17 protein-coding genes and 1 pseudogene are annotated in these 21,080 nt (G+C 47.6%); 11 read left to right on the top strand and 7 right to left on the bottom strand.

From position 1 onward, the window contains the following. Positions 1 to 66: 66 nt before the first annotated feature. Positions 67 to 381, top strand: a pseudogene (locus tag AC5I6P_RS07435) (Coq4 family protein); the annotation flags it as partial. Between the two features lie 6 nt (positions 382 to 387). Beyond that, positions 388 to 591 (top strand): hypothetical protein, encoded by a 204-nt coding sequence (locus AC5I6P_RS07430; RefSeq protein WP_495693118.1) that lies wholly within the window; start codon positions 388 to 390, stop codon positions 589 to 591. Positions 592 to 896: 305 nt separating this feature from the next. On the opposite strand, the gene carB is transcribed toward AC5I6P_RS07430, so the two are convergent. The 4 genes from carB to AC5I6P_RS07410 form a co-directional block, all read right to left on the bottom strand. Continuing rightward, positions 897 to 4,130: a carbamoyl-phosphate synthase large subunit gene (gene carB, locus AC5I6P_RS07425; protein WP_495693117.1), complete on the bottom strand. Its 3,234-nt coding sequence runs from the start codon at positions 4,128 to 4,130 to the stop codon at positions 897 to 899. Positions 4,131 to 4,201: 71 nt separating this feature from the next. Next, positions 4,202 to 5,506 (bottom strand): hybrid sensor histidine kinase/response regulator, encoded by a 1,305-nt coding sequence (locus AC5I6P_RS07420; RefSeq protein ID WP_495693116.1) that lies wholly within the window; start codon positions 5,504 to 5,506, stop codon positions 4,202 to 4,204. Between the two features lie 386 nt (positions 5,507 to 5,892). Then, entirely contained in the window at positions 5,893 to 6,420 is a 528-nt protein-coding gene (locus AC5I6P_RS07415) for a DUF1643 domain-containing protein (protein ID WP_495693115.1), read from the bottom strand. Next, positions 6,421 to 7,035 (bottom strand): hypothetical protein, encoded by a 615-nt coding sequence (locus tag AC5I6P_RS07410; protein WP_495693114.1) that lies wholly within the window; start codon positions 7,033 to 7,035, stop codon positions 6,421 to 6,423. A 237-nt stretch (positions 7,036 to 7,272) separates the two neighbouring features. Here AC5I6P_RS07410 and AC5I6P_RS07405 point away from each other — a divergent pair, with 237 nt between their 5' ends. Next, positions 7,273 to 8,514, top strand: a complete 1,242-nt coding sequence (locus AC5I6P_RS07405) for a pentapeptide repeat-containing protein (protein WP_495693113.1) — start codon at positions 7,273 to 7,275, stop codon at positions 8,512 to 8,514. A gap of 123 nt (positions 8,515 to 8,637) precedes the next feature. Here AC5I6P_RS07405 and AC5I6P_RS07400 read toward each other — a convergent pair whose 3' ends face one another. The 3 genes from AC5I6P_RS07400 to AC5I6P_RS07390 all read right to left on the bottom strand — a co-directional run bounded on the left by AC5I6P_RS07400 (position 8,638) and on the right by AC5I6P_RS07390 (position 10,424). Then, positions 8,638 to 9,015 (bottom strand): hypothetical protein, encoded by a 378-nt coding sequence (locus tag AC5I6P_RS07400; protein ID WP_495693112.1) that lies wholly within the window; start codon positions 9,013 to 9,015, stop codon positions 8,638 to 8,640. 439 nt (positions 9,016 to 9,454) lie between these two features. Continuing rightward, a complete protein-coding gene (locus tag AC5I6P_RS07395) occupies positions 9,455 to 10,030 on the bottom strand; it encodes a thylakoid membrane photosystem I accumulation factor (RefSeq protein ID WP_495693111.1) in 576 nt (191 codons plus the stop codon). 79 nt (positions 10,031 to 10,109) lie between these two features. Further along, positions 10,110 to 10,424 (bottom strand): hypothetical protein, encoded by a 315-nt coding sequence (locus AC5I6P_RS07390; protein ID WP_495693110.1) that lies wholly within the window; start codon positions 10,422 to 10,424, stop codon positions 10,110 to 10,112. A gap of 462 nt (positions 10,425 to 10,886) precedes the next feature. Between AC5I6P_RS07390 and pruA the strand changes: the two genes are divergently transcribed. From pruA to AC5I6P_RS07350, 8 genes are all read left to right on the top strand, one after another. Beyond that, positions 10,887 to 13,859 carry an L-glutamate gamma-semialdehyde dehydrogenase gene (gene pruA, locus AC5I6P_RS07385; RefSeq protein WP_495693109.1) on the top strand — a complete coding sequence of 991 codons (2,973 nt, stop codon included), beginning with the start codon at positions 10,887 to 10,889 and terminating at the stop codon, positions 13,857 to 13,859. A 59-nt stretch (positions 13,860 to 13,918) separates the two neighbouring features. Beyond that, entirely contained in the window at positions 13,919 to 14,263 is a 345-nt protein-coding gene (locus AC5I6P_RS07380; protein ID WP_495693108.1) for a hypothetical protein, read from the top strand. A 56-nt stretch (positions 14,264 to 14,319) separates the two neighbouring features. Further along, entirely contained in the window at positions 14,320 to 15,135 is an 816-nt protein-coding gene (locus tag AC5I6P_RS07375) for a GDSL-type esterase/lipase family protein (protein WP_495693107.1), read from the top strand. Positions 15,136 to 15,213: 78 nt separating this feature from the next. Further along, positions 15,214 to 16,428, top strand: coding sequence for a 4-hydroxy-3-methylbut-2-enyl diphosphate reductase (locus tag AC5I6P_RS07370; RefSeq protein ID WP_495693106.1), 1,215 nt, complete (start codon positions 15,214 to 15,216; stop codon positions 16,426 to 16,428). Positions 16,429 to 16,434: 6 nt separating this feature from the next. Next, entirely contained in the window at positions 16,435 to 17,331 is an 897-nt protein-coding gene (locus AC5I6P_RS07365) for a DUF6816 family protein (RefSeq protein WP_495693105.1), read from the top strand. A 340-nt stretch (positions 17,332 to 17,671) separates the two neighbouring features. Next, positions 17,672 to 18,016: a slr1957 family protein gene (locus tag AC5I6P_RS07360; protein ID WP_495693104.1), complete on the top strand. Its 345-nt coding sequence runs from the start codon at positions 17,672 to 17,674 to the stop codon at positions 18,014 to 18,016. A 204-nt stretch (positions 18,017 to 18,220) separates the two neighbouring features. After that, positions 18,221 to 19,444 (top strand): geranylgeranyl reductase, encoded by a 1,224-nt coding sequence (chlP, locus tag AC5I6P_RS07355; protein ID WP_495693103.1) that lies wholly within the window; start codon positions 18,221 to 18,223, stop codon positions 19,442 to 19,444. Positions 19,445 to 19,780: 336 nt separating this feature from the next. Beyond that, positions 19,781 to 20,641 (top strand): dienelactone hydrolase family protein, encoded by an 861-nt coding sequence (locus tag AC5I6P_RS07350; protein ID WP_495693102.1) that lies wholly within the window; start codon positions 19,781 to 19,783, stop codon positions 20,639 to 20,641. The last annotated feature ends 439 nt before the right edge of the window (positions 20,642 to 21,080 follow it).

Below are 21,080 nucleotides of genomic sequence, written 5' to 3'. Positions count from 1 at the left end.
TGAAAGCCTCTTGTTGTCTGGCTTCGACTACTGCCTATTTCCGATTAAGTCTACTATGTAGAAAATCGCTGGCAGCAGACCCATGACATCTGGCATGTCATTACCGGGTTTGATACGAGCGAAATCGGTGAAATCGGCTTGCAAACTTTCTATCTGGCACAGTTTCAGCTTCCCCTGTCAAGCCTGCTGATTGCCAATGCGCTAATTAGTGCAACGCTGTTTCGGCCGGAGGCACTCTCTCCTATGCTGGCAGCGATCGTACAGGGTTGGGAAATGGGAAGGCTTGCCAAACCGCTGATTGCCCAGAAATGGGAAGAGGCGTGGGAGAAGCCTGTTGCAAGGTGGCGTACAGAATTGAATGTCCAACCTATTAACGCTTGAGCAAAAATGTCCTGCAAACTTTTCTGGCGCGTGGTTCGCCTCACTTATCCCTGGTTGCCGTTGGTGATGACCCTTTGGCGTATAGCGGGTTCAACAGACATTCACCGTCAGCGTGCCCAAGTTCGATTCTGGATACTCTTTAGCCGAATCAAATTTGCAAACTTACTTGCGATCGCCATCGACCTGATCCAACCCGAATATTGGGTCTGACGCTGAACGACTGGACACGGGTCTAGGACATTATTAATTGGGTTTACTGACGACGATTCGCCATGCCACAAATAGGGTGAACGCGACAAAACTCCAAACTACAACGGCATCTTGCCAATTTTCTAAAAAGCCAACGCGATCGTCAATCATATTACATCTCAACTTCGGCAAGGCTGATGCGCTCTCCGAAACAACCTTCTGTTCTCTAGTGCTTTGTCAAACAAGGGACGCCTGCGGCAACGCTTTACGAAGAGGGATGAAAAAGTAAGAACGACTTCATCCCTCATTCTCAAATCAACAGATCACTAGCTTAGATATTCTTGCAGCGATCGCACCGTTAGGGGTTGGGACTGTAACGACTGAATCGCTGCCGCTGTTGCTTTGGCTCCTGCGATCGTGGTGATCATCGGAATTTTGTACATTAGTGCAGTTCGACGAATCAAGCGATCGTCTTCGTGCGCTTCTTGACCAGAGGGCGTGTTGATGATCAGCTGAATTTGTTCGTTTTTAATTGAATCCAACACGTGGGGTCTGCCCTCGTGTAGTTTCAGGACGAGCTTCACATCTAAACCGTGCTCCATCAGGGTTTTGCGAGTGCCTTCAGTCGCGATCGCACTAAAGCCAAGCTCGATTAAGTCTTTGATCACAGGCACAACCGCCGTTTTCTCGCGATCATTCATCGACACAAAGACCGTACCTTTGAGCGGCAACCGTTGACTGGCGGCGAGTTCGGCTTTTGAATAGGATCTGCCAAAATCAACATCAATGCCCATCACTTCACCTGTCGATCGCATCTCAGGCCCCAAAATCGTGTCGGTTCCCGGAAATTTATCAAAGGGCAGCACCGCTTCTTTTACAGAAACGTGACGTGGAACCACCTCTTGAGTAAAGTTCAATTGCTCCAAGGTTTTGCCAGACATAATTCGAGCCGCCATTTTTGCAAGCGGAACGCCGATCGCTTTCGAGACAAACGGAACCGTTCGAGAGGCGCGAGGATTGGCTTCGATGATGTACACCTGATCGCCTTGTACAGCAAATTGAATGTTCATCAAGCCAACGACTTTGAGTGCTTTTGCCAGTTGAGTTGTCCAAGTACGAATGCGATCGAGAGCTTCGGGCTTTAGGGTCATGGTGGGAATCGAGCAAGCAGAATCGCCAGAGTGAATGCCTGCTTGTTCAATATGTTCCATGATGCCGCCGATCACCACGTTTCCACCTGCATCTGCGATCGCATCGACATCCACTTCGATCGCATTTTCTAAAAATCGATCGACCAAAATTGGATGATCGGGTTCAACGAGAACGGCATATCGCATGTAGCGTTCGAGATCCGTGTCTGAGTAGACGATCTCCATCGCTCGTCCACCTAAAACGTAACTCGGACGAACCACGACCGGGTAGCCAATGTCTCTCGCGACTTTTTTGGCTTCTGAATAGCTCCGCGCCATGCCGTTCGGCGGTTGTCTGATGTCGAGTTCTCGCAAAATTCGCTCAAAGCGTTCTCGATCTTCCGCAGTGTCGATCGAGTCGGGAGAGGTTCCCCAAATCTGCGTTTCTGTGTCTGTTTCCGTTAAGTACTTATCTAACGGAACGGCCAGTTTGAGGGGCGTTTGTCCGCCAAATTGAATAATAATGCCTTTCGGATTCTCGGCTTCGATGATGTTGAGGACATCTTCTTTTGTAAGCGGCTCAAAATATAAGCGATCGCTCGTGTCATAATCCGTCGAAACCGTTTCTGGATTGGAATTCACCATGATCGTTTCGTAGCCGTCTTCGCGCAAGGCAAATGCCGCATGACAGCAACAGTAATCAAATTCGATGCCTTGACCAATGCGGTTTGGTCCGCCGCCCAAAATCATTACTTTTGGCTTGTCGGAGGGCAACACCTCGCTTTCTTCTTCGTAAGCCGAATAGTAGTAAGGCGTGAAGGCTTCAAACTCTGCCGCACAGGTATCCACCGTTTTGTAGACCGGAATCACGCCGAGGGATTTGCGGTACGAGCGGACGGCATCTTCAGTTGTTTTAGTCGCGTAGGCAAGCTGGCGATCGCTAAATCCTTTTCGCTTGATCGCATACATCTCATCTTTGCTGATCTTCTCTAGCGCGGTCTGCTTCAAGAATTTCTCTGTTTGCAGTAAGTCGGCGAGTTTATCGAGAAACCACGGATCGATGCTGGTAAGTTCAAAGATCTCCTCGACGCTCATGCCCATTTTCATGGCGTGATAGACAGTAAAGATGCGATCGGGATTGGGAGTTCTCAGTCCTGCCCGAATTTGCTCTAGACTCGGCAATTTTTCATCGCGATCACATCCCCATCCAGCGCGTCCCGTTTCCAGCGATCGCAAGGCTTTCTGAAACGATTCTTGAAAGGTGCGTCCGATCGCCATCGCTTCCCCAACCGATTTCATCTGCGTCGTCAGATAAGGCTTTGATCCCGGAAACTTCTCGAATGCAAAGCGAGGAATTTTGGTGACGACATAATCGATCGTCGGCTCAAAACTGGCAGGCGTTTTCTTCGTAATGTCGTTTGGAATTTCATCTAGCGAATAGCCAACCGCGAGTTTCGCCGCCATCTTTGCGATCGGAAATCCGGTTGCCTTCGAGGCTAACGCCGAACTCCTCGACACCCGAGGATTCATTTCGATCACAATCACATCACCCGTAACGGGGTTGACGGCAAACTGAATGTTCGATCCGCCTGTCTCGACGCCGATTTCGCGAATGATCTTAATCGACGCATCCCGCAGGCGTTGATATTCTTTATCCGTCAAGGTTTGGGCCGGGGCAACGGTAATTGAATCTCCCGTGTGAATGCCCATTGGATCAAGGTTCTCAATCGAGCAGATGATCACGACGTTATCTGCCAAGTCGCGCATCACTTCGAGTTCATATTCCTTCCAACCCAGCAGAGATTGCTCAATCAGAATTTGAGAAACGGGACTCGCATCTAGACCCGATTGGCAAATCTCTTCAAATTCCTGCTGATTGTAAGCAATTCCGCCACCGCTGCCGCCCATCGTAAAGGCAGGACGAATAATCAATGGATACGACCCAATTTCTTGCCCAATTTCTTTGGCTTCCGCCATTGTTTCAGCTAGACCCGATGGGCAGACTCCAACCCCAATTCGCTGCATCGCTTCTTTAAACAGTTTGCGATCTTCCGCCATCTCGATCGCGGGTAGCTTTGCGCCAATGAGTTCGACGTTGTATTTATCCAACGTGCCATTTTTAGCAAGGGCAACAGCCAAGTTGAGCGCCGTTTGTCCGCCCATCGTCGGCAGAATGGCGTCCGGTCGCTCTTTTGAAATAATCGTTTCCAGAATCTCAGGCGTCAGCGGTTCGATATAGGTGCGATCGGCGGTTTCAGGGTCGGTCATGATGGTCGCTGGATTAGAGTTCACCAGCACTACCTCATAACCTTCATCACGCAGCGCTTTACAGGCTTGGGTTCCAGAATAGTCGAATTCGCAGGCTTGACCAATCACAATCGGTCCAGAGCCAATCAACAAAATCTTGTGGAGGTCGTTGCGACGAGGCATGATAGGTCTACCATCTCATGGGTGAAATCCAGTTCATTGTAGAAGGTTTCCTATTCAGATTTGTTACCGCTTTATCTATTTTGCGAGATTGATGCGAATGAAGAGGGCAACGGTAGGGTCACTGTCACTGTTGTGCCTTGCCCTAATTCACTCTCAACTTGAATCTCTCCCCCATGCAGTTTGACGCACTGATGCACGATCGCGAGTCCCAATCCTGTACCCGGAATAGTATCAACATTTTTGGCGCGGTGAAACGACTCAAACAAGCGGGGCATGTCCTCGGCGGGAATCCCGATGCCATGATCTTGCACGCGAAACAACACCCATGCTGAAGTGTCTTTAGCCGAGATAAAATCAACGGCTAACCGCACCTCATCTCCATTCGGAGAGTATTTAATCGCATTACTAAGCAGATTCATAAGAATCAAACCTAGTAGATCTGGATCGAGTTCGACCTGAGTGCGACTAGCTTTATCAGCGTCTATAGAATGGCGGTCATAGTCCAACACGAGCGATCGCTGCCGATGACCAACAGTTCCAAGCGGCTTTGAAAAATCGACTTGCAAATCGGATAAGAGACTGTGACAAAACTTTTCCAAATCAAACGAGGTCGGGTGAAACTCTAACGTGCTAGCGCTGGCTTTGCCTAAGGTCAGCAGATCTGTGAGAATAGCCGTCATTGAGCGCACCGCCTCTCGAATTTTTGAGAAGTAGCGCGATCGCCGTTCTTCTGTACAGTCTGTTCCTAACCGCTCTAGCAATTCAGCAGAAGTCAATACAATCGAAAGCGGTGTCCGAAACTCATGCGATGCGGTTGTGATGAAGCGTGACTTCAACTCATTCAATTCCCGCTCTTTCTCTAGGGCTTGCAGGGCGTCAGCTTCTGCCCGTTGTCGTTCTATGATCTCAGTTTGCAACCGTTGGTTGGCCAGTTCCAATTCTTGTGTCCGTTCTTGAACACGACGTTCGAGAACAGCGTTGAGCGCCTGAAGCGTGGTTTGAGCGTGGTGATGATCGAGGGCAATGTTGATCGCCGTGTAGAGTTCCGTCGGTTCAAACGGCTTCAGCAGATAGCCATAGGGGGAGGTCTGTTTTAACTGTTGCAGCGTCGCGTCATCTGTGTAGCCTGTTAAGTAAATAACTGGAATATTCCAGCGTTCTTGAATGGTCTCAGCAACTTGAATGCCCGTCTGACTCCCTTTAAGCCGAATATCCATCAGAACTAGATCAGGTAGAGTCTCAGCGATCAGGGCGATCGCAGATTTGCCTGAGTCTGCTACTCCTGCCACGCAGAACTGAGCCGATTCTAGGCGCAGCCGAATGTTGAGAGCAACAACGCTCTCATCTTCAACAATGACAATTCTCTCTCCTACCATTGCGGAGTTTCCTGCTGAGTTGCGGTGCATTAAGACTCGGTATTCCTAGAAACCAAGACTAGCTTTTAAAGAAGCGACAGATCGATCTCGGTTACACATCAACTTCTGCAAGGTCACGAGTCGATGCTTGCATTAGGCAAAGCATAGCTCACAGGTAGTTGCGATTGGCTCTGCAAAATCTAAAGGATATCGCAAGGGGAAGTCCTTTGAGCCACTAAACGAGATGGTGAATATGTTGCACTCTTGATGTTTCTGAATGTCTTTGATATTTCTGGTTTAACCGTTGTTTACAAAGTCACGCATGATCATGCCTGATCGGGAGGTTAAAGTGATCTTCCCTCGGAGTAGTGAATGTGACATAAATCCTATCACTCTGGACACAGGAATTACGATGTTTGAGGGTATCCGCGGCGGCTTGGTGGGGGCGCTTGCATGTGTGCAGACGTTGAAAATAGGCTTAAGCTAGAATCTTGCCTTAAGTACAGTGGATGCTTGGGCTGTCCTAGCTTTGTTAGTCCCAATGTGTAGAGATCAGATTGGGGTGTAAGAAGAGAGAGAAGCGCGCGATCTCGTCCATCTAATCTGCCCCAGTTTCCCCAGGCCAACACGACTTTTTCAACACGTTGATTTAGTGTCGATAAATATAGATCGTTTTCTGCGCCAATCGGATCGTTGACGTGTTTAAGCATACTAGGCGTCTTCGCTCGGTACGCAAATAGATTCACGACTTCTAACCGCCCAAATTCCCAAGCTTTGGCAAAGCCAATACAGCGACGAATGGTTGGATCGTTGATTGTGGCATCGGCGCAATTCGGATTTAACATTACAAATCCAATAGACGGCGCATCGCTCCACTGTCGCCATAAGCGATAGCGATAGGCTTGAGTCGCGTCGAAAATAGCACCTCCAATCATTTATCCAATCGGTGTTTTCCCAGGTTGAACAGCGTGGACGTATTCACTTCCAGAGTCTGGAAAGCCGCGTCGATACACGGCTTCTTCTGGCTTGCCCCAACCGAGTTGCAAAATGATTTCCAAGTTTTCGGCTTTTCCTTGTGGCGTCAAGCTTGCCCATTCAGAGCGCTTGAGGATTCGATCGAAGTCAGATTTGGAGATGGGGCGATAAATTTTGCCGCTGTTGAGCCCCAGATATAAGTCCATTGTTGCGGTGATGTCGTTCCAGAAATGGATGACAGTGGCTTTGTGCGATCGCAGCACTTTCAAATCGTCTGGTAAGCTCACAAGTTGATCATCGACTTTGGGATAGCGTAATGATTTACCGTTGACGCGGATCTCCTCCCAGACTAAACCAGAAATCTGATGTTCTTTCTGATAGCGATGAATGGTTTGCCGAAAATCGTTGTAAGCCGTGAATCGCTGAATTCCATCGGCATTGACAAAGCGATCGATCAGCGGATTCACGCCGGATGGAATCGCTGCTAGATTCAACCGTTGCCCAGCGATACAGGCTTGCCGCTCTTGCGCCAGAATCCTGAGCAGATCTTGAGTGCTGTAGGTTCGCGACATCATCAAGGGGGAGGCAGGGGGACAAGAAACACGGATGCTCTTATTCGCATCTTAGCGGTAGATCGAGGAGGAGACTGTATTTCTCACGCTCTTTTTAATGATTTTTCCGTTCTACTGTCGAAGAAGTTAGGCTCACCCCCTGTTGAATGGCTGTTTTACACTATTCGATAAACTATTCATAATGCCTTCAGGTTCTATGAGATGAAGCTAGTGACTATATGGCAGACCAGATTAATGCAGATGGTGAAGAAAAATTGGGGCTATTTTGTAGGAGTGTTAAGTCTAGCTTTCTTAGTGTGCACCTTTGCTGAGATATTGCAGAATTATGTCGATCTAAAAAACAATTCGTCTGCTGAAGCAAAGCAACGATTAGATGCTTCACTGGAAATTCTAAAATTGATTGTTTCAGGAATAGGAACTGTTGCAACTGCTGCTGGTGGCTTTATACTATACCTGAACTTTAAAGTTGCTGAGAGGAATGTAAAACTTACGCAAGCAAAGTTAAGACAAGAGTCTCGAAAAGCTATTAAAGATTCTGCATTAGCACAGTCACGTTTGATTACAGATCGATTTTCAAAAGCAGTCGAACAATTGGGAGATACTAAACTAGCAATTCAACTAGGTGGTATTTATTCTCTAGAACGGATTGCTAAAGATTCTCCTCAAGACTATTGGACAGTAATGCAAGTGCTAACCGCCTTTGTTCGTCAAAATTCAAAATTAGAAGATAGCAATGAAAACTCAACAATGGCGAAATCAAAATCTGCGCCCAAAGCTGAGATTCAAGCTGTGATTGCTGTAATTGTTAAGCGAAAAGACCCAGAGGGATACAGTGGAAGCATTGACTTGAGGCGCACAAATTTGAGAAAAAGCGATTTCACAAAAGCATCTTTTGTGAATGCTAGTCTTGGTGGATCAGATTTTAGTAGTGCAGATCTAAGTGGCGCTTTTTTAGATGGTGCAGACCTTAGCTATTGTGACTTAACTGGGACAAAATTAAATCAATCAAAGATGTACCAATCATCTTTATCCGTTACTAAGCTATCTTCAACTACGTTAAATGGCGCAGACTTAAGCAAAGTAGAATCATCCAAGGCAGAATTTTATGGAGCAAGAGGAAACAATGTAATTTTCGATGATGCAAAGCTTTGCGATGCAAAATTCGGTGGTACACAGCTTTTCGCAAGTTTCCGTAAAGCGGTTCTTACAAAGGCATATTTCGGATTTGCACGTCTTGCGTTTTCGAGGTTTGAAGGTGCAGATTTAAGTGAGGTAGACTTTAGTAAAGCAATTTTAACTAATACCCATTTTGAGGGGGCAAACCTCAACAAAGCTATCCTGAATGGCGCTTTTGTAACCGAAGCGGACTTTCGGGGGGCTAAAAATCTAGATATAGAGCAAATCAAATTAGCTAAAGATTTCAAATCAGCCCATTACGATCCTGATTTGAAAACGCAAATAGAATCATTGCCCGATGAATGAAAATTCTAACCCAATGCTTTAGCCATTTTGCTACTCAGAAAATCTCCCAAGCATAAAAATGATCGTCCATGAATATTCACGGACGATTAAAGATAAAGTAGGGAATCTCACTCCGAAGTAACGCTAACCAACTAATGATTCTGCTGTAGATTGTGCGTCTCGGCGTTTGGGACGCTTACGATCGCTGCGACGAGTTCCGCCTGCCATCTGATATTCCTCACTGTCTTTGCCGTATTGGTAAGCAACCGCAATTAGCATTCGCTCTGTCCATTCAGCAATCACTTTTTCGGCATCGCTCATGGCACTATAGGACTGATCCACAACCGATAGCGCGGTGTTGTAATTTTCTAGCTTCTGACGCGCTTCTTCGATCAGTTGACTATACGCTTGTACCGTTAGCCCATTGCCCAGATCTAGAGTGGATCGGATGGACTTTAACGCCGCTAAACGAGTCTGAGCCTTTTCTAGGGTTGTAGAGGCATACTTCTTTTTACGAGACATCACCCGACTCCTTAATTGGTTAAAAATGTCCACTTCAAGGTAGCCAAGCTGTCTGATGAGCAGTAACCGTAATCTCTATGAAACAAAGCGCGATTTTTATGGGGCACGCGATCTCTTCAGTAGTTTTTCTGAACTTGTTTCAAGTTGTTCAGATGATCTAATTTCGTTTGAGAGTATTTAGAAAGCCAGAAATCGAAATTAATAAACTAGAACTCATAATTAATAAACGTTTATGGTTAATTGGATTTCGCTTAAACGAAACTTATCTACCAGTTGGCAAAATCAAATAACGACAACTGCTAATCAAATAATGGGAACTGCTAATCAATATTGCAGCTCTCGAAATCAAGTTTAGAGATTAAAAAAAGAGTTCCCCAACTTCTCTGGGAGTCGGGGAACTGGGCGAGATAAAACCTCATGAGCCGTCAATTAGAGTCTTTTACTCTTGCACAAGCTCGGTGTTGACTTCATTTACAGATCGCCGCTTGAGCGTGACCGACTCCGATCGCGGCAACAAATCAAACACCTTCCGAAAAACATCGTCGATCTGCTCAAAAGAAATTATCCCCGTCTCGTTGAGAACCACCTTGCCCGACTGATCGAACACGACCGTTTGAGGCACAAAGCCTTTGTAGTAATAGCCTTCCTCGGTTGGACTAAACTTATCCTTCACGGGCAACGAATCCACCCGAACCGCCAAAATATCGATCACGCGACCGTAGGAACCTTGAATGCGAGAAACATTCGTCGAGAAAACTTTACAGTCGCGGCTGTCGTCGGTATAAAACACGAGCAGCGCTGGTTTACCTTGCTTTAGTGAGGTTGCTAACTTTACCTTTGGCGGAACAAGGGAACCGTTTCCAGCATAAAGCGCGAAGATGTCACCATCAAAACGATCGTCTTCTATCCCTGCTCGCGCCGAAGGAGTGAGAGAAAGAAGGGTTGCGATCGCAATTAAACTACAAGCAGCAAAAATCATCATTCGCCGCTTCCAAGCGTTCAGCCAAACATTCATAAGGATCGGGATACCATCTTCAACATGCAGCACTTTCCATTGTGAAGCATTATTGTGAACGATTGGCTTCCTATCTCCGCTACTTTTCTGGCTGACGAATGGTAAACGAAACAGGTTGTGACGATTGCACAATGGGCGAAACCGGCGGCGTTTGGGATGGATTCAGTTCTGAAGTCGGTTTAGAGACAGATGTTTCTGAAGGTTTAGACAATTCGTTCAGCAAGCTAAAGGGCAATCCGGCGCGTTTGTTGAAATTGGATGCGATCGCTAAAAATGCTCCGCCTAACACAAAAATAGGTAACGGCAGCGTGAGATGTTGCGCCCACTGAAAAAATTGCGACAATCCAAATAGCAGAATGAAGCACACTATTCCGAACTGAAACGTTGATCCCATAACTGATAAAGCCGTCTCTAACCAACTAGGACAATTTTAGTACATACATCCTGATGTGCCAGCTTACAATAAAACTATCGCTTCATGATGCGTTTCATCTTCGATTTTACCCATCGGATTCAGCTATCAACTGTGACGGATTAACAGACTCATAGAACGGTTTGATTTGCCCTCACCCTAGCCCTCTCCCATAAAAGAAGGAACAAGAGTTAGATTAACTTCCCTCTCTCGCGGCAGAGGAGTTAGGGGTGAAGGCAGTCCAAATTCGCTCAAGTAGGTTATCAAACACTAACCTTACTGAAGTCGTGCGTTTACGCCATCCCATTCAGACTAGACAATAGAAAGACTGATTTTAGAAAAATTACTTTTGTAACATCAGTAGCGGATGAGTGATTCCTCTAGCTCCTAGAGTCTTGAACGATTCCCCTACTCTCATTCCCCGCATTCTAGGAGACCCAAGTTATGGTGAGTCAGGCGTTCGATCCTCGCTACGAAGATCAAACTCAATCGATTGCCCGTCAACTACTCAGCGCAACTCGTGAGTCGCGATCGCTCTTTTCCCGCTTTAAAGATCAGTTGCAATGGGATGACAAAATGCTCGGTTGGGCAATGAGCAATCCGGGCTTGCGGGTACAGCTTTTTCGCTTCATTGACTGTTTGCCCGCTCTCCGCAGCAAAGCCGAGATTGCTCGACATATGCAGGAATATTTGAGCGATGAAACGGTTGAATTGCCGTCTGCCCTCAAGGGGATGCTGAATTTTGCTAATGCAGATTCGATGCCCGGACAAGTGGCAGCGACTACAGTTTCAACCGCCGTTCAAACTTTGGCGCACAAGTACATTGCAGGAGACGACTTAAAGCAAATTCTGAAAACGGTCGAGCGATTGCGAAAAGAGAAAATGGCATTCACGGTTGACTTGCTAGGAGAAGCGGTCATTACAGAAGCCGAAGCGCAATCGTACCTCGATCGCTATTTAGACCTGATGGCGCAATTAACGGAAGCATCTAAATCTTGGTCAACCGTGCCCGAAATTGATACTGCTGACGGGGAATCGCTTCCCAAGGTACAAGTTTCAGTTAAGCTGACGGCGTTTTATTCGCAGTTTGATCCATTAGATGCCGAGGGCAGCGAAGCACGAGTGATCGAGCGGAGCCGAACCTTATTGCGTCGAGCCAAAGAACTCGGTGCGGCGGTTCACTTCGATATGGAGCAGTACGAATACAAAGATCTGACGCTCTCAATTCTGAAGCAGCTTTTACTGGAAGATGAGTTCCGCGATCGCTCTGATATTGGCGTCACCATTCAAGGCTACTTGCGCGATAGTCAAGACGATCTACAAGGCTTAATTGAGTGGGCAAAACAGCGTGGTACTCCGATCACCGTCCGACTTGTGAAAGGCGCGTACTGGGATCAAGAAACGATCAAAGCGGTACAGAAAGACTGGGAGCAACCTGTTTTTAACGATAAAGCAGCAACCGACGCGAACTACGAAACATTGACGGAGATGCTGCTAGAGAATCACGAGTATTTGTACGCCGCGATCGGTAGCCACAATGTTCGTTCTCAGGCACACGCGATCGCGATCGTCAAAGCCCTCAACATTCCCAAGCGTCGCATCGAGTTTCAAACGCTCTACGGCATGGGTGACAAGCTCGCCAAAGCAATGGTTGAGCAGGGCTATCGAGTCCGCGTCTACTGTCCTTACGGTGAACTGATTCCGGGCATGTCTTACCTGATCCGTCGTCTGCTGGAAAACACCGCCAACAGTTCTTTCCTCCGCCAAAATCTAGAAGATCGTCCCGTCGAAGATCTGATTGCCCCGCCCCAACCGCTATCCGTGACCTCTGTGCCCTCTACTGTGACTCAGTTTCACAATGCGCCCGACACGGATTACGCTGAGACTGAAGCCCGCGATCGTATCTCCACCACGATTCACTCCGTTCGCCAAACCCTCGGCAAAACCTACCTGCCTCTTATTGATGGTGAATACGTTGAAACTGAAGAGAAACTGAAATCTGTTAATCCTTCCCGCTCTAGTGAAGTGATTGGCGAGATTGGCATGATTGATGTTGAGCAGGCAGAAACCGCGATCGCGGCTGCTAAAACTGCCTTTTCCAGTTGGAAGAAAACGCCCGCTAGCGATCGAGTTGCCATTCTTCGCAAAGCTGCTACCCTGACTGCCGAGCGTCGTGACGAACTAATCGCTTGGATGGTGCTAGAAACCGGAAAACCTGTTAAAGAGGCCGATGCCGAAGTGTCTGAAGCGATTGATTTCTGCACCTACTATGCAGATGAAATGGAGCGGCTGGATGCGGGCGTCAGCTACAACTTTCCAGGAGAAACGAATCACTATCACTATCAGCCTCGTGGCATTGTCATCGTCATCTCTCCTTGGAATTTCTCCCTAGCGATTCCAATGGGCATGACGGTTGCAGCCCTTGTAACCGGAAATTGTGCCTTGCTCAAGCCTGCTGAAACCTCGTCAATTATCGCGGCCAAAATTACAGAGATTTTGGTTGAAGCTGGTTTTCCCCGTGGCGTCTTTCAATTTGTGCCAGGGAAAGGTTCGACGGTGGGAGCGCATATGGTGAAGCACAAAGACACTCATATGATCGTCTTCACTGGATCTCAAGCAGTGGGCTGTCAAATCTACGCTGACGCTGCCATTCTGCAACCGGGACAAAAACACCTGAAGCGGGTTGTCGCCGAAATGGGAGGCAAAAACGCCATTGTGATTGATGAAAGTGCCGATCTCGATCAAGCTGTTCAGGGTGTGGTGCAGTCAGCATTTAGTTATAGCGGACAGAAATGTTCTGCCTGTTCGCGAGCGATCGTGCTTGAACCGATTTACGACACCTTTTTGGCAAGACTGGTTGAAGCGACGCGATCGCTCAATGTTGGAATTGCTGAAGACCCCAGTACTCGCGTCGGTCCTGTGATTGATGACGAAGCCCAGCAACGGATCAAATCCTATATCGAAAAAGGACGCACTGAAGCTGAGGTTGCCCTCGAATTGCCTGCCCCAGATGGCGGCTACTTTGTCGGACCTGTCATCTTTGCCAACGTTGCCCCCGACGCCAAAATCGCTCAAGAAGAGATTTTTGGACCTGTGCTTGCTGTGATGAAAGCCAAAACCTTCGGTGAGGCATTAGATCTGGCAAACAGCACACCTTACGCGCTAACTGGAGGGCTGTATTCGCGCACGCCCTCTCATATTGAGCACGCCCAAACCGAATTTGAGGTTGGCAATCTCTATATCAACCGAGGCATTACCGGTGCGATCGTCGCTCGTCAACCGTTCGGCGGCTTCAAACTCTCTGGTGTCGGCTCCAAAGCAGGTGGACCTGATTATCTACTGCAATTCCTCGAACCAAGAGTCATTACCGAGAACGTCCAACGGCAGGGCTTTGCCCCGATTGAAGGAGCCGATTAACTGTCTAAAACCCGAGTTTTGAGGTATAAGGTGTGAGTTAGAGAATAGTCCGCAAATCTATGTCCCAATCCTCTGTTTCTTCTGAAGATCGGCTCGGTCGCTTAGAAGCGATTGTCTCTGGAATTGGTTTAGTTTTAGATCAAGTTGCCGATTGGCAGCGTGCCACTGCTCAAGAGCAGCGTGTTACCGCTGAACATCAGCGCAGTACTACCGAACAACTGAACCTAGTTGCCGAACAACTGCGCCTAGTTGCCGAACAGCAACGTACTAATACCGAGCAAATTGCGTCCAATAGCGAACAGATTGATGCGAACAGCTATCAGATTGCCGCCAATGCCGAAGGGATTGCTGAACTAAAAATTCTGATGAGAGACTTCTTAGCAAATCAGGGTCGCAATGGCTGATGCGGACTAAACCTTCTCACTCCAACACCCGGCTCAAAACTCGCTCTATCAAACCCGTGTCCAGACCTCCTTCTAGTGGGTTTCTCCTGTCTCTCATCGCAAATATTATTTTAGGAGTGACATTACTAGTGTGGTTCTTTGGCGAGCGCTATGTAGACCAGTCAGATTCCGCTTTTCCCGAACCAAGTCCTGCTCAAGCGGCTTCAACCCATAAGCCTTCAAGTCAGCGGCTCAACTATGATCAGTGGCTTGAAATTTTGACGAAAGAAGCAAAAGCAGCGGCGAAGAACAAGCCCGATCGCTTAATGGTTTTAGCGGGCGATTCGTTAAGTCTTTGGTTTCCGTCAAATTTACTGCCCAGTGAATACCTTTGGCTCAACCAAGCCATCTCTGGCGAAAACTCGACGGGATTATTAAGACGCTTAAAGATATTTGAAAAGACGAATCCTCAAGCGATCTTCGTCATGGTTGGGATTAACGATTTGATGAAAGGAATTTCTGATCAAGAATTGCTCGATCATTATTCACAAATGCTGAAAGACTTGCGGCAAACTCATCCCAACTCAAAAATTGTGATGCAATCGATTTTGCCCCATGCCGATGAATCGATCGTCACTGCTGAGAGTCGGCAACAGTTGCTCAAAATTTCCAACGATCGCATTCGCACGATCAATCAAAAACTGGCAGCAATCACCCAAAGTGCAGGAGCGAGTTATCTCGATTTGCAGCCGATGTTTGCGGGTGAAAAAGGGTTTCTCCGACCAGAGTTGACGACTGATGGACTACATTTGAGTCAGCAAGGTTATCTCGTCTGGCGTTCTGCTCTTGAAACCTTCAATCAGATAACGGTAGAGACTCGACGCTCAAAATAGCTGTAATTTGAAGGAGTCCCTCTCAACGTTTATGATCAGGTTTGAGGGAACGTAGTGTGTTTGAGGGGCAAAGACTGGATGGATACCAAAGCGTTTAAGCGATCGCTCAATAGTTCTGACCATTATCACCGCAAAGGCTTTGGGCACGACGCCGAGGTCGCCGATGCGATGCAGTCGGAATACCAAAGCAATCTGGTTCAAGAAATCCGCGACAACAACTACGTTCTTAAACGCGGGGCGGTGACGATTCGGTTAGCCGAGGCGTTTGGCTTCTGCTGGGGCGTAGAACGAGCCGTAGCAATGGCGTATGAAACACGCCAGCAGTTTCCAACCGAGAAAATTTGGATTACGAACGAAATAATCCACAATCCATCGGTCAATGAACGCCTGCGAGACATGAATGTGCAGTTCATTGAGGTTGTGAATGGTCAGAAAGACTTTTCGGGCGTTGCAGGCGGAGACGTAGTGATTCTGCCTGCGTTTGGGGCAAGCGTTCAGGAGATGCAGTTTTTAAGCGATCGCGGCTGCACAATTGTTGATACAACCTGCCCGTGGGTGTCTAAAGTTTGGAATACGGTTGAGAAACACAAGAAAGGCGATCACACCTCAATTATTCACGGCAAATACAATCACGAAGAAACGATCGCGACGAGTTCGTTTGCTGGAAAATATCTGATTGTTCTGAATCTCGATCAAGCTCAGTACGTCGCCGACTATATTCTCAACGGCGGCGACCGAGATGAATTTTTAGCAAAGTTCAAAAAAGCGTATTCTGAGGGATTTGACCCCGATGTAGACCTCGATCGCATTGGCATCGCCAATCAGACCACGATGCTGAAGGGGGAAACCGAGCAGATTGGCAAACTGTTCGAGCGGACGATGATGCGCAAATATGGCACTCACAACCTCAACGAACATTTCCTGAGCTTCAATACAATTTGTGATGCGACGCAAGAACGCCAAGATGCCATGTTTGATCTAGTCAAAGAAAAACTAGATTTGATGGTCGTCATCGGTGGCTACAATTCGTCAAATACGACTCATCTACAGGAAATCGCGATCGAGCGAAATATCCCGTCTTTCCATATTGATAGCGATCAGCGCATTAAAGCAGGCAATCGCATTGAACACAAGCCGCTGCATCGCGACTTAGAAGTGGTTGAAAACTGGCTTCCTGAGGGAGAACTTGTGATTGGCATTACGTCTGGAGCCTCGACGCCCGATAAAGTGGTAGAAGCCGTTTTGGAGAAAATTTTTGCTCTCAAAGCTGCATCCCCTGCCCTGCAAGGGTAATGCTGAATGAGTAGAAATGCGTTTCGTTTAAGTGTAGGGGAACTGGAACTCTTGCTCCCCTCTCCCAAGTTTGGGAGAGGGGCAGGGGGTGAGGGCGAATTCTCTAACCGCAAAATTTTCTTTCGTTGCATCGTCTTTGCATCTCTGCTATTTCTACTCTGGATGCCTGAGACGCTCGCTGCTCCTTTGAACGATCGCGTTGCTACCTTCCCAAACTGGCACTCCAAGCCTCCAGTCGAGCGTCCTAACCAAGATCTGAACTATCCCACTTGGATTGCTGGAACTTGGCAGGTTAAAAGCACTTTGATTGATCTCGTTGCTCCTCTCGCGCCTGATGTTGTTACACCTGGATTTGAAAACAATCGCGCTTACGTTAATCAACCCATTACCTTTAACGTTCGCTTTACTGAGCGAAAAGCTTCTACATCCGTCGCAACCATTCTTAAATCTTCCAAAAAAGAACCCGTCATTGTTGCCGATCGCGCTTTCAATGGGTTAAATATTGCCCGCGCTTATCTTGGCGATCGCGCGGTTCTTGCCGTTAAAGTTGATCCAACTTCTCCTAACAAGCAAATTACGTTGCTTCGAGATGACTATCAACTCACGTCCACCATTACTGGACGCGCCAGCGAAACTCCTAATGCTAAAGAATTTATTACAACTGAAGTCTTTCAGCAGGTCTTTCGCGGAACCGCACAGCCTTACCTAAATCAGGTCGAGATCACAACCGCATATCAGCATCACGATGAAGCGCCGATGATTGACGCTGATCAAATTACTGCTATCTATCTTTCGCCCCAAGACTCCGACTATTTTAAGGTAGGAGAAGCGCCTGTTGCGCTTTACCGCTATCGTCTAGAGTTCTATCCGCTTACTGGGTCTACTACCTCTAGCCAGAAATAGGCTTGCCAAAAGACATAGATTAATCGCAAAAGTAAACTTTGTTATCGTTCAATCGCGATCGCGCTCTTTCATTTGTTATCTTCAATAAATTGGAAATTAGTTCACGCTATTCATTCCTAACTAGCCTTGCTCAAGCTGGTGAGAATCCCATGAGTCAGTGCGGCTCTTCTCTCACGAACGGCGAAAGATTTCTCTAGTCCTTCCAATTTGATCTAAAAGTTTGATCTATCCAAAAGCGGTTTTCGGCTCGTCTGTTGAGAATCGTATCAAAACAGTCTTCGATCAATTAATTCTAGTCCGCGTTTTCTTTGAACCCACACTTTACGAATTAGGCTAAAGCATGAATCACTACTGCGATCAATGGATTTCTGACTGGTGCGCCGACAATGGCTGGACTGACTGGTTTCGAGAGCGCTCTAGCTATTGGGCATTTCCTCCCAATGCTGTGATGCCTGTGCCGATTCCAACTCCAGTGCTGCGGACGATTAAGGTCGAGAAAGGACTCAGTTTTGATGAGCGCATTTGGTGTCTGATGGCGATCGTCGGCGTAATTTTAGGATTGCTCGGAACGTGTCTCCTGTCATCACCTATGCCATTAGTCTTTGCGTTTGTGTTTGCCGCGATCGCAGTGGCTCGGATGGAAGACGACGAAATGCTTGATGCTCATCAAGAGTTTTGTTCTTAATACAATCTTAAGCATTCTGAAGCATTATCAAATGTATTTAGATTTAATTCTCTTTCTCTCGATTTTGAGCGGTGGGGAATTTGTTTTTTCTGCTGTCAGAAGCGATTTGTTAAGCTCTGTTTCAACTTCAGGAAAACGCTACCACTTAACCAAAAGCTGCATGGTACGATTCTTTCGTAGCTTTTAATAAATGGGAGAAAACCTTTGGCACTACGGGTTGCTGTTGTTGGCGGCGGTCCTGCCGGGGCTTCTGCGGCAGAGACATTAGCGAAAGCAGGTATTGAAACTTACCTCATTGAACGCAAGTTAGATAACGTCAAACCTTGTGGCGGCGCAATTCCGCTCTGCATGGTGGCAGAGTTTGACTTGCCAGAGAACATCATCGATCGCAAAGTCCGCAAGATGAAGATGATTTCTCCGTCTAACGTGGAAGTCAATATCGGTTCGACGCTCAAAGATGACGAATACATCGGCATGTGCCGTCGCGAGATTTTGGATGGCTTTATGCGCGATCGCGCGATTTCTCTCGGAGCCAAACTAATCAACGGCACGGTTCACAAGCTAGAAATCCCATCGAACGATACTGGAGCTTACACGCTGCATTACGCCGATCACTCGGACGGCAGCTTAGAAGGCAGCGCTCAAACCCTGCAAGTCGATCTCGTGATTGGTGCAGACGGGGCGAATTCTCGCATTGCAAAGGCCATTGATGCTGGAGATTATCGCTACGCGATCGCCTTCCAAGAGCGCATCAGCCTGCCCGATGACAAGATGGCGTACTACGAAGACTTGGCAGAAATGTATGTCGGTGACGACGTTTCGACCGATTTCTACGCCTGGGTTTTCCCAAAATACAACCACGTTGCTGTCGGAACTGGAACCATGTCGCCTAACAAGGCAGACATTAAGAAGCTCCAGGCGGGCATCCGGGCACGGGCGGCAAAGCGGCTAAGAGGCGGCAAAATCATCCGCGTCGAAGCGCATCCGATTCCTGAGCATCCTAGACCCCGGCGCGTTGTCGGTCGGGTTGCCCTTGTAGGAGATGCGGCTGGAACCGTTACTAAGTCGTCGGGAGAAGGAATCTATTTCGCGGCGAAGTCTGCTCGCATGTGTGCAGAAACGATCGTCGAATTCTCCGATCAAGGTCGTCGGATTCCCACGGAAGCGGATCTTAAGGTCTACCTGAAGCGGTGGGATAAGATGTACGGCATCACCTATAAGGTGTTAGACATTCTGCAATCGGTGTTTTATCGTTCCGATGCAACCCGTGAGGCGTTTGTTGAAATGTGTGCGGATATCGATGTGCAGAAGCTGACGTTTGATAGCTATCTGTATAAGACGGTTGTTCCAGCGAATCCGTTGACTCAACTGAAGATTACGGCGAAGACAATTGGTAGCCTGATTCGAGGCAATGCGTTAGCGCCCTAGTGGTCTGTCAATTTGGTTTGGGGGATGAAAACGCAACAAGAACGGCTTCATCCCTTTTGCCAAAACTCTCGTGAATTAGTAATTTCTTGAATAGATTATTGGCGATCGCATGCGTAAGCTGCGATCGCTTTTTTAGCGCTTAGAATTCATCCTTGCTCGCTCCAGAAGGCATCACTAAAATAAGGAGAGTCACAACCGAAGGCTTTAGCCAAAGCAGTTTGATCAATGTGCGTCACTTAATTTGGATGTGCGGCTGTCTCTTATTCGATCACATATTCGATCACAGTTGTCTGACCTCCAAAAAATTTTGTACTCCGAACCTTTGTTTCCACATTTATGAGCGATCGTCCATTTCTCTCCCGGCTCAGACTTCCCCTGACTCGTAGGCAACTCGTGACTACAGCCCTAACATCCGGCTTTGCTCTTGCCGTTCAGCCCATTCTTGCGAAAACAATTCAAACCAGTACCCAAGGCTTGACGGCTGGCCCTGTGAAAATTCCAGTCGCGAATGGTACTATTCCTGCCTACCGAGCCATGCCTGCAACGGGCAGTTCTTTTCCGATCGTCCTGGTGATTCAAGAAATTTTTGGCGTGCATGAGCACATGCAGGATGTTTGCCGCCGGTTTGCCAAACTGGGATACCTTGCGATCGCGCCTGAACTGTTTGTGCGCCAAGGAGATGTTTCCAAGCTCAGTAGTATTGATCAGATTCGCCCGATTGTTGCCAAGGTTCCAGATACTCAAGTGCTATCAGACTTAGATGCAACTGTGACTTGGGCGAAGCAAACCAGTAAAGGTGACCCGGCCCGTCTAGGAATCACTGGATTTTGCTGGGGTGGGCGGATTACCTGGCTTTATGCAGCTCACAATCCTCAAGTAAAAGCCGGAGTTGCCTGGTATGGGCGGTTAGTGGGCGACTCTACTCCGCTACAACCGCAGTATCCAGTTGACCTTGCTCCTATGCTCAAAGTCCCTGTTCTTGGACTCTACGGCGGTCAAGATAATGGAATTCCGGTGACAACGGTAGAGAGAATGAGAACGGCGCTCAAGCAATCTTCCGCCCGCTCCGAGATTATCGTTTACCCCGATGCCCCTCATGCATTCTTTGCGGACTACCGCCCTAGCTACCGCCAGCAACCCGCAGAAGACGGTTGGAAACGGTTGCAGGCTTGGTTCAAGCAGAACGGCGTAGCTTAGCTGAATTTGAGTGATAAGGGATGAAGAATTTGTTTTTCATCCCTTAGAATTTTCGGTTGGGTCATGCGGTAATCGCTTCTCCTCGAATTTTGAAACCCCTTGTTTCGGCATTGTTGAAGAAGCATTAACGACGCATATGTCTGCTCGATCGTAACTGAACATTTGCAGAAGACGATTAGCGCAAAGCACAGCTTCAAAGAAAAGGCTCTGCAAACTCTATAGAATCGCAACGTTCGGCAATCTAGTTTCCAGTTCTGCTACTCCTTTGCAACGTCCGTGAACCCGCTTGCTGGATCTGAGTACTTGTTTGTTGTGTCCGAGTACTTGTTCGTTGTTCTTTCTGTAATAGTTCGACCAATATCTTCAGCGTGACGAATTGCGCCTCGGACAATTGCGGTTGTAAACAGGCTTGATAGAATGAAGGCAACATTTTTGATCG

It is taken from the genome of Myxacorys sp. (genome assembly GCF_059501405.1).
Note: the sequence above shows the minus strand (reverse complement) of the source record. Positions and strands in the feature narration are given on the sequence as shown.